The organism is Clostridium porci, from assembly GCF_009696375.1.
In the GTDB taxonomy this organism is placed as follows: Bacteria; Bacillota; Clostridia; order Lachnospirales; family Lachnospiraceae; genus Enterocloster; species Enterocloster porci.
Window position 1 is genome coordinate 1 of the sequence record NZ_VUMD01000036.1, and the last position, 8,234, is coordinate 8,234.

The following is an 8,234-nucleotide window of genomic DNA, read 5'->3' on the forward strand; positions in this document are numbered from 1 at the left end:
TGTGAAGTCCCAACGCCTGTCAGATTTAATTGTTAAATGGTGTATCTGCCCTGTCAACCGGCTGGAATCCATGCAGATAATCAGTAGTGTCATATTCCTGCCATTCACCGGGAGCCGTGTATATCCTTACCTTGTGAATACGCCGCATAAGGGCGTTCCATGTCTCTGTCTGCTCCAAGCGGATATTATGATACTGGTCTTCTAACTTCCAGTTGGAAACGACATACACGAAGTTATAGCAGGCCTGCCGGTTGTTGTACCTTGCAGGGAGTTGCAGGGGGTAGATGTCCAGATAGTTCAGCATATTGCCTATGGGCAGATCGCTTCTAAATTCTTCAAAGACTATCACATCTTCCCCGGAATAGGTGTCGAATGGGTGCTTATAATCCGTTACCCGGTATACATTGGAATCGCCGTGATTATCAAGGATATATCTTGACTTTCCAAAGCCGGTTGCACCGCTCACATAAGTTACTAATAGATTCATGCGCCGTTCTGCTTTGTAGCGGCTGGACAATATTTCTAGGCGGGCTTTGTCAATGTGCTGTAGGTTCAGGAGGTTGTCAGGATTGATTTCCAGAATCTCCACATTGGAATAGCCGTCCTTAATCATCTGGTAGAGGTTGGCTAAATCACTTCTTCGCCCCTGTCCCGTTTGCGGCATGGTTCCCCATTCCTCAAAGGTATCCTTTAAATTCGTGGTTCCCTTTTCTGTATCTTCCCACTTGCCTTCTTTGCGGATATACGCCCGGTTTTCTTCTGCCGTTCCTTGCGCTTCTTCGATATGTGCAGATGGAAAGTTTTTCTTAATACTGGAAAAATAAACCGGATTCTTGAATTGTATAAACAAGTGGGTATGTGGTGCTTTTGCTACTTCATCACACATACACCAGTAAACCGTATTTTCCCATTTACCCAGTGTTTCCTTGATTTCCGGGTGGGAACAATTTTTGTGCTTTTCCGGGTTGTTAAATGTTAATTGGTATTTTCGGCTACGCCGATTATTATTTATGTTTTTCTTTTTGGTTGCCATGGTACTTCCTTTCTAGGCTCCGACACAGAGCCGACACAATCGGGGAATATGCCGGAACCATTGATTTTAAAGGATTACTTATATTTTTGACACTGACACAGAAGTTGCGGTAATACTAGCAACTTCGGTATGGGGCAGACGGCTTTACCGCCTGCCCTGCCGGGGGCTTGCACTCCGTCCGCCCCCGGCTGAATTACCGTTCCACAGCCATTTTGATATAATTGTTTAAGCGGTTCATATCGGATATGGTAGGAACTACAATAGGGGTTAAATCGGTTCCGTTTGTGAGCATATAGCCGGTTCCCTGTTTGCGGTCTGGCTTCATCTTATCTTTATAATCGCGGAACATCATTTCTTTGCCTTCCGGTGAAAGATTGCCCAATGCGATAACCTCGTTAAAATTATCACGAGCGGCATTGAAGTAAGACGCGTCTACTCTTTGTTGGCTGATTAGTACATGGACATTGAAAGAACGTCCCAGCATAAGCAGAGTGGCGAGTTTCTTCTTTTCATCTTCCGCTTTCTTCTTTTCAAGATTCAGGGTATAGCTTGCCCATTCATCAAAGAAAAGTAAAAGTAGGTTTCTGCTTTTATCTTCCCCGGACTGTCGTTTCTCAAATAAATTATAAAAATCAGACAACCCTTTTTGACAGTCGAGGAAACGGTAAAATCTGCTATCTCCTATCAGAAAGGAAAAATCCAAATCCCCCTTAAAATCGCATACAAAAAATTGCGAATCAGGAATGTGTTTAGAAATACGTCCAAGCATTAACTTTGTGGCGTAGGTTTTTCCTGTCCCGGTGGCTCCGAATATTACAATATGAGGAGCCATAGCCGGATTCCAGAGAGTATATTTCTGTATGCCGTAGTTAAGAAAATCCTCTTGCAGAAATAACCCTATTTCCATAATTAAAATTCCTTATCCTTCGGTTTGATAATGCTGGTTTGATTCATATTATTGTAAATACGCCGTTCTCTGTACTTACAGTAATATTCGCTGGCGATGGCTACATCTATCTGGACATAGGTTCCTAAGTCCTGCACGTTATCAACCATGATGGAGGGATAGACTTGACCGTTATAGAAAAAGGCGGTTTGTGTGATACCTTCCACTTCGTTATTGTTCAATCTCTGTTCAATGGCATTCTGAAGAATACCAATTATGCTGAATACATCGATCTCGTTAGACTGTTTTAACACCAAAAAATGATAAAGTACAGCGTTAGCAACCACATCATAATGATTGGGACAGTCCATCTGACTAAGACTGGCTGGCTGGCGCAATCTAGCGATATCAGCAATATCACCAATAACAGAACACAAATTTTTACGAATCATCTTATATGTAGATTCCAGTGTAATAGGGTCATACTCTATAGTACCGATATGAGGTTCTCCTTCAATAGGCCGTTGGGGTAAAAAGCTGAACAGAATCATAAAGAAACAAGCAATCGCTCCAATGGTAACAACAATTCCTTCAATGTTGTCAAGAATCAAAAAGGCAAGCTTCCCTAATAACAGTCCCATACAAACGGTGATAATAATTAATCCTAAGATTTTTAGAATTAATTTTACCCAATGCTTTTCAAGGTAATCACTTTCCAGTGAAGAAGCCACATTTGAAAATAATTTAATCATATTTTTTCCTTTCTGCTCCTGCCATTCAAGGCAGGAGCATTGTACTTTTTACACTTTATCCGCTACGATATCAACTACACGAAGAAATGAACCGTTCTTACCTGAACCATAATCTGCAATGACCGTATATGATTTATTGGCCTCTACCAAATTATATTGTTCCTGATTCAGTTTTAAAGTATCAATGACCTGTCCTTGTTCCTGCATAATGTTGATACTATAGGATAAACGTTCCACTCCATTAGAATCTGTCCAAGGTTTCTGAACTTTTGCCAGAATATGAACTTTTGCTGTAACTCTCATTTGTTTCCTCTTTTCTATTATGATTTCACTTGCTGACCGGTCGCTTGTGATGTAATCACTATAGCATTGATTCATGATGATGTCTAAGACAGTAAAAGTCCATTTTTTTGTCCTTTATTTTTTTCTGCTTTTATGTTATATGCTAATGTATAATATATTGAGGAGGAATTTTGTAATGACTGATGAAAAAATTAAGATATCAAAAGACGAGGCAGATATTATAAAAAAGAAAATTAAAGAAAAATACGGCAGTGTAGAAAATTTTATAAAATGTGAGGGAATCAACAGCAATGATATAATGAAGATATTTAAACAGAGGAGTGTTTCGGTTAAACTCATGTGTTGTTTTCATGAAAAACTATATTTACAAAATCGTGAAGAAGGACTTATCATAGACGATAAGGAATCTTTGAGGAAGTTAGTAAAAGAAAATGACACTTTGCTTGAAAATAAAAGATTTTATGAAGTTGACTCGATTTACAGAGAGATTACCGGAAATAGAGTTTCCAACGAAATGAAAAAAATTTTAAACAAAGTTTTGGAAGTGCCAAAGACTTATGGAAAAGATTTCTCGTTATCGATAAGATATGCCGCTTCACCAATCTTTGGTACAGAAGATTGTAATGAAAAACTCTTTATAATATTGGAAAAGAAAATGAAGAAGTTGTCTTATGCTCAACTCAAATTTCTAACAGAAAATATCGAAACATTTTGTCTTATGTTTAGACGTGATTGGGAATTTTTATACCTTATGCAGAGTTTAGATCCACATAATCTGAAAAGAACAAAGGATTTTATCGAAGATATCACCTTAAATAAAAGTAGTACAAAGTCACTTCAACTTATGGAAATGGTAGACAAATATCCAGACAAAAATGATAAATATCCAGACAAACATAATATAGAGAGAAAGAAATGTATAAGTAATATTAAAAATGAATTAACTAACTTTCATGATAAACCATTTAAAAGATTCGTAACTATTAATCTTTTGATTTGTGCTATACCATATATATGTTATATGGATAATTGCGATTGGGAAATGTTAAGCAAGTTTAGTCTTTTAGAAGATTGGAGCAATATTAATGATGTTTTTAAAAGACAGAAATATGTCATAACATTTATGCGGGGATTAATATACAGCAAACATATGGAACTAGTTTTCTAGTTTCAATGCTTAGTTAAAATCGGAGCCGTCACACATAATTTAATGTTGGCTCCGATTTATTGTTTATTGATTAGTTATCTAAGACAATAAATGTATTTAATTTTGTCCGAATACTAAAGTTCTTTTTGACTATAATATAAAGCCGCCATGACAAAATAATTCATAGTGGCTTTAGTAAAGTTGATTTTAATCTTACATATTGAACTTTATTTTTTCATAGTATCCACTAACTCTCTTAATAACTTTATTTGCTTTTGTGACAGACCTTCAACAGAAAGGGATAATTCTTCAGTAGTTCTATTTCTACAGAGTAGATAATCGGTTGTAGTGTGGTACAAATCAGCAAGTGAAATTAACTTTGCAGGGCTAGGCATCCGTTCATTTCTCTCGTAAGAACTGATTAAAGCAGGGGATACTTTTAGTATTTTAGCTACATCATGTTGTGAAAGTTGATACCTTTCTCGTAAATCCTTCAATCTTTCAGCAGTAGTCATTATAAGTTTACACCTCCATATACTATTAGTGTATAGACAAAATGATAACTTTAGGTGTATAATATTGATTACTAAAAGTTTATAGGAGGATTTTAAAGATGTGTAAGAAAAAGTTAGTGAAAAAGCTGTTGATAGTTTCCATGCCGGTAGTAATGGCATTATCTACTGGAAGTTTGGTATATGCTAATACACAGGCATTACCAAATGGTACAATAACCAGCCAAAACGGAGCGAAATATTTAACAGATACTACAGGCGAAAAATATTCAGGCTGGTTTATTGATTCAAAGGAAGATTGGTATTATTTCAATGAATCTGACAAGGCTATGAAAACAGGCTGGCACCATGACGATAAAGATGGATATTGGTATTATCTGAATCTGTCTGATGGAAAGATGGTGACAGGCTGGCAAGCGATAGATGGGAAAGAATATTTCTTTCAGCCTGTAAGAGATATGGGAAACTATCATTTCAATAATGAACAGGAAAGATGGTTGTATTCTGTTAATAGTAAAGTTCCATATGGCGCTATGTATGTAAGTACAACTACGCCTGACGGTTCTAAGGTAGATAATACAGGCGCAAAGGTAATTACTGAAACTACTTCCCAGATCGTACATGATAATTCTTCCTCCGTAACGAATACTGTAAAAGATGGCTGGGTATCCGAAAATGGGAGTTGGCATTATTATGAGAACGGTACATTGGCTAAAAATAAGTGGTTGAATTTAGCTGGCAAGTGGTATTACGTATTATCTGATGGTTCAATGGTTTCCAATACATGGAAAGAGATTGATGGAAAATCCTATTGCTTTGGTTCTGATGGGGCAATATATGTGAACACTACTACGCCTGACGGTAGCAAGGTTGATGGGAATGGTGTGAAAATTAATACTACGAATATCTCAATAGATTATTCCCAATATGTAGGGACGTATGGGGTAAAAGATTTTGCAAACAGTAGCGACGTAGGAATTCATGGAACAGGGGTTCTTGAAATTATTAAAATAGCAGACAATAAAATATACGGAACTTTTTACGAACATTCAGATGTAGCCGATTCAGGTTGTGAAATTGATTTTTCTAGCGGAGTTCCAATAGATGGTAATGTTTTTGTTGTTAAGGGTAAGGACTATTACCGTAAATGGGATGAGGATTACTATACAAGAGCAGATTATTCTGTTAAATTTCAGTTAGATATAATTGATGGAAGACCAATTATTGAGGGGATAGAGTGGATAGGAGGTCTTGATTATTTTGGCACAGATACTTACAACTGGGGAATTGATACATATTATAAAGTTTTAAATTAAGAGCAAAGTAAATGACAATAAATAGATAATCAAGGCTAGATTAGAGGACACTGCTTCTAATCTAGCCCTTTTCAATAATGGGGAATATTACAACCACTACAAAAAGCAGTAAAGGGGTAAAATGTATCTGCTCCGCAGACCCCTTGACAGCTTTCATCTCTGATCTCCAAGTTGTAGACAGCCTGTAGACACACCTTAGACAGTGTGCGTTCCTCCTTGATTTTAGTAGCTTTTCAGACGTTGGGAGAGTTCGAATCCCGTCTCGCGCTTTTTTATAGGCTGAAATTTCCTTATTTACAAGGGGTTTCAGCTTTTTGAGTTAGAAATTTGAACCATTTCCCAATAACCATATTAGAGCCCAGCTTCTACCAGGCTGCATTTAGCGTTTTAGCCGGCAAAAAGAAAAATGAAGCTTCCTTTGGCCAAGCAAAGCAGGATACTGGAGAAATTGACTGTAACTTGGCTCATGAATGAAGTGAAGTTTGGAAAGAAATGATATTACGATTTAAAAATTACTATGGTTGACAGGTAATTAAAGTTTCATTATACTTAGTGAGAATATAACTAACATTGCATAAATATGGGGAATAATTTGCTTATGAAAAAGAAAGAAACGGTATCTGTAAAAGTAGCGCAGGAGCGGTTAAGACAAATAGAGATAAAGCCAGGAACAGAGATAATCGGTGTATCAGAAGCATTAGGCCGGATATGCGCACAAGATGTATATGCTGTTATAAACCAGCCGCCTTTTCCTCGCTCTCCTTTAGACGGGTATGCTGTGAGGAGCCAAGATACTCAAGGAGCATCTATAAAAACCCCGGTTAAGCTGAAAGTAATAGAACATATTTGCGCTGGAATGTATCCAAGTAAGAAGGTGGAATCAGGAGAAGCGGTAAAAATTATGACTGGGGCTCCTATACCGGAGGGAGCCGATGGAATTATTAAGCAGGAACTGACTGATGAAGGGAACGAAAACGTGGAATTATATGAGTCGGTTCGAGCTTACGGAAATTATTGCTTTCAGGGAGAAGATGTAAAACAGGGAATGCTTCTCTTTGAAAAAGGTGTTCAACTTCGCTATATGCATGTGGGAATTATGGCAAGTCAGGGAATGGAAAACATAGAGGTTTATGCTGTACCCAAAATTGGAATTATGGCTACTGGGGATGAGCTGATATCTGCTGGGCAGCCACTGATACCGGGTAAAATTTATGACAGCAATGGCCCTCTCCTGGAGGCCAGGGTTTCAGAGTTAGGATGCAGTGCTCTTCGACTGAAATCCCTTAGGGACGACGCGAGAGGCTTAGCAGAAGCTGTTAAATCTGCAATCGGCCATTGTAATGCGCTTATTACAAGCGGAGGGGTTTCAGTAGGAGTCAGGGATTGTATGCCAGATGTGGCCAAGCTTTTGAACGCTGAGGTTTTATTTCATGGGATTAACGCAAAGCCAGGTTCTCCCATGATGGTTATGGTTATAGAAGGTAAACTGGTATTTTGCCTTTCTGGAAATCCTTTTGCTGCAGCTGCTACCTTTGAAGTATTGGTAAGACCTGTGTTGGAGCGAATGAGAGGAAGAGAGGAATGGAAACCTCAGCGAGTTTGGGGAAAGCTGAATACTGCATTTCAAAAGCCTTCCGCCGTTAGGAGATATGTCAGGGGCAGAATAGAGGATGGCATTGTCTGGCTGCCAGAGGGACGTCATTCATCAGGTATGCTGGCTAGCATGGCAGGGTGCAACTGCCTGGTGGATATACCGGGGGATAGTGGGAAATTGGATGCCGGGGCCAGTGTAGAGGTTATTCTTTTGTAGACATATTTGTGTGAATTACCTGAACCATCCTGAAAGTGACGGGAAAAGTACAGATTGATACAAACTTTGTGTTTAATCTGTATAAGAAAGCTTGCTGATTTGTAAAGATGGGAAAAAGATATACAGTAGAAATAACCTGTTATTTGAGAAGTAACTCCTGTTTAAGATGCTTTTAAGGGCGATCTGCAAAAATTTATAGAAAATTTTAAAAAAGCTGTTGACAATTGTCAAATCATCTGATAATATATCTCTTGCGCTGCGGTAAGAACCAATGCGCAAGAGAAAAAATAAAAAAACGATTGACAAAGCGGAATGGTTGTGATAGGATAGAGGAGTTGCCGCTGAAATGCTTTGGCGTCAATGTTGAAAGCACCTTGAAAATTGAAGATTAAACAGTATGTAAAACCCTGAAAATTCTAAGAAAACAAAGGCTGGGTTAGGGCCTTGGATTGAGAGAAATCCAGAACAGAACCAA

General features: G+C 38.1%; 8 protein-coding genes. 3 read left to right on the forward strand and 5 right to left on the reverse strand.

The window, feature by feature from the left end:
• Nucleotides 1-25 precede the first annotated feature (25 nt).
• From FYJ39_RS19835 to FYJ39_RS19850, 4 genes are all read right to left on the reverse strand, one after another.
• The gene (locus tag FYJ39_RS19835) at nucleotides 26-1,033 is read right to left on the reverse strand and encodes a hypothetical protein (protein WP_154474053.1); all 1,008 of its coding nucleotides are present in this window, start codon (nucleotides 1,031-1,033) and stop codon (nucleotides 26-28) included.
• A gap of 193 nt (nucleotides 1,034-1,226) precedes the next feature.
• A complete protein-coding gene (locus FYJ39_RS19840; RefSeq protein WP_154474054.1) occupies nucleotides 1,227-1,940 on the reverse strand; it encodes a helicase HerA domain-containing protein in 714 nt (237 codons plus the stop codon).
• Nucleotides 1,941-1,942: 2 nt separating this feature from the next.
• On the reverse strand, nucleotides 1,943-2,671 hold the full coding sequence (locus FYJ39_RS19845) for a hypothetical protein (RefSeq protein WP_154474055.1): 729 nt from the start codon (nucleotides 2,669-2,671) through the stop codon (nucleotides 1,943-1,945).
• Nucleotides 2,672-2,719: 48 nt separating this feature from the next.
• On the reverse strand, nucleotides 2,720-2,974 hold the full coding sequence (locus tag FYJ39_RS19850) for a hypothetical protein (protein WP_154474056.1): 255 nt from the start codon (nucleotides 2,972-2,974) through the stop codon (nucleotides 2,720-2,722).
• Nucleotides 2,975-3,149: 175 nt separating this feature from the next.
• Here FYJ39_RS19850 and FYJ39_RS19855 point away from each other — a divergent pair, with 175 nt between their 5' ends.
• Complete coding sequence (locus tag FYJ39_RS19855; RefSeq protein ID WP_154474057.1) at nucleotides 3,150-4,142, forward strand: hypothetical protein; 993 nt, start codon at nucleotides 3,150-3,152, stop codon at nucleotides 4,140-4,142.
• A gap of 206 nt (nucleotides 4,143-4,348) precedes the next feature.
• Here FYJ39_RS19855 and FYJ39_RS20635 read toward each other — a convergent pair whose 3' ends face one another.
• Complete coding sequence (locus FYJ39_RS20635; protein ID WP_195840488.1) at nucleotides 4,349-4,636, reverse strand: helix-turn-helix domain-containing protein; 288 nt, start codon at nucleotides 4,634-4,636, stop codon at nucleotides 4,349-4,351.
• 98 nt (nucleotides 4,637-4,734) lie between these two features.
• On the opposite strand from FYJ39_RS20635, the gene FYJ39_RS19865 reads away from it, so the two are divergent.
• Together FYJ39_RS19865 and FYJ39_RS19870 are read left to right on the forward strand one after the other, a co-directional pair.
• Entirely contained in the window at nucleotides 4,735-5,949 is a 1,215-nt protein-coding gene (locus FYJ39_RS19865; RefSeq protein WP_154474059.1) for a hypothetical protein, read from the forward strand.
• Nucleotides 5,950-6,547: 598 nt separating this feature from the next.
• A complete protein-coding gene (locus tag FYJ39_RS19870; RefSeq protein WP_154474060.1) occupies nucleotides 6,548-7,759 on the forward strand; it encodes a molybdopterin molybdotransferase MoeA in 1,212 nt (403 codons plus the stop codon).
• Nucleotides 7,760-8,234: the final 475 nt, after the last annotated feature.

Coding starts and splice junctions, on each gene's coding strand:
- FYJ39_RS19850 (WP_154474056.1), bottom strand. CDS start 2,974: ATGAGAGTTACAGCAAAAGTTCATATTCTGGCAAAAGTTCAGAAACCT.
- FYJ39_RS20635 (WP_195840488.1), bottom strand. CDS start 4,636: ATGACTACTGCTGAAAGATTGAAGGATTTACGAGAAAGGTATCAACTT.
- FYJ39_RS19835 (WP_154474053.1), bottom strand. CDS start 1,033: ATGGCAACCAAAAAGAAAAACATAAATAATAATCGGCGTAGCCGAAAA.
- FYJ39_RS19845 (WP_154474055.1), bottom strand. CDS start 2,671: ATGATTAAATTATTTTCAAATGTGGCTTCTTCACTGGAAAGTGATTAC.
- FYJ39_RS19870 (WP_154474060.1), top strand. CDS start 6,548: ATGAAAAAGAAAGAAACGGTATCTGTAAAAGTAGCGCAGGAGCGGTTA.
- FYJ39_RS19840 (WP_154474054.1), bottom strand. CDS start 1,940: ATGGAAATAGGGTTATTTCTGCAAGAGGATTTTCTTAACTACGGCATA.
- FYJ39_RS19855 (WP_154474057.1), top strand. CDS start 3,150: ATGACTGATGAAAAAATTAAGATATCAAAAGACGAGGCAGATATTATA.
- FYJ39_RS19865 (WP_154474059.1), top strand. CDS start 4,735: ATGTGTAAGAAAAAGTTAGTGAAAAAGCTGTTGATAGTTTCCATGCCG.